We start from the raw sequence: 1,188 nt of genomic DNA on the forward strand, positions 1-1,188 counted from the left end.
TAGGTCCTGATGCCACAGATAAGGTCAGTGACGAAGCGATTCTTTGGGGTAAAGAATCGCTTAGGTCCTGATGCCACAGATAAGGTCAGTGACGAAGCGATTCTTTGGGGTAAAGAATTACCTGTCGAAGAGGTTGCGAATCACATTGGTACGATAGCTTATGAGTTGGTGACCAAATTGACGCCTCGCGTCGAAATGGAATATACCAAGTAATCCATGAATAAACGAATCACCTCAATGCTGGCACTTTCTGCCAGCATTTTTTTGTCTTCTCCGGCGCTAAGTTCAGAGAAAGACTCAGCCTTTGTCCCGTTCTATTTCAGTACCGATACGTTGGGCAGTACCGTTGGAGTTGCGGGGGTTGCTAAAGGGGTTGGTCAGCCTCAAGCTGCACTATTTGGTATGGGGCTGTATTCGGAGAAAGACAGCTATATTGGTTTCCTCTCTGCATTTAATTATGCGCTCTCTCCCAATGTGCTGTTCAGTACTCAGATGTACCAAGCTCGTTTTAATGACAGTCCCTATTACTTAGGTGAGCAAGGCGATAACAACTCGTCGTTTGAATCTCAGACGATCACAAACAGTGATGAGCAAAAGTATAAGTTCGAATTCAAATACCTGTTGCCGTGGGGCGCGGTGAAAGATCATGGTTTGAAAGGCGCGTTTCTACCCAGCCGCGACGTTCGCAATGCATCGCCTTTGGCGTCGGGCGTTAGCTCTATCCTGCTGACGCCTTTTTATTCTTCACGAGCGTTGGATGTATACAATGATAAGAAAGAGCAAGCTTACGGTTTTACATTGGGTTTTGATTGGGACAACCGCGATAGCGCACGTAACACGACCCGAGGCTCGCATACCTCTTTGAATTTGACGACGGGCGCAGAAAGTTGGCAATCAGAGGATCTGTGGCTCAAGTGGGAATTCCAAAATAGCCAATATTACTCGCTGGGGCCTCTTGGTGATTGGTTTGATCAACAAGTGCTGGCCTTGGATTTTTATACAGCCGACACACCAACTTGGAATCAATGTGATGGTGTTGTTTGCAGTCGTCCGCCAGAGCAAGGACAAGTTCGCTTGGGTGGGTTGTACCGTTTGAGAGGCTATACCGCAGGTCGCTACCATGGACGATCTGCGATTCACTATTCTGCCGAATATCGAGTATTACCAGACTGGCAGCTTCTGGACGAC

The 1,188-nt window shown here is 47.6% G+C and carries 1 protein-coding gene and 1 pseudogene; both read left to right on the top strand.

The genetic code is table 11. The annotated features are described in order from the left end of the window. Window positions 1–60: 60 nt before the first annotated feature. A pseudogene (locus R7O12_RS25895) lies at window positions 61–213 on the top strand (alanine racemase C-terminal domain-containing protein); the annotation flags it as partial. A 3-nt stretch (window positions 214–216) separates the two neighbouring features. Continuing rightward, the coding region (locus R7O12_RS25900; protein WP_318126920.1) for a hypothetical protein at window positions 217–1,188 on the top strand (972 nt) is incomplete at its 3' end.

Source organism: Vibrio sp. Vb1574 (genome assembly GCF_033338675.1).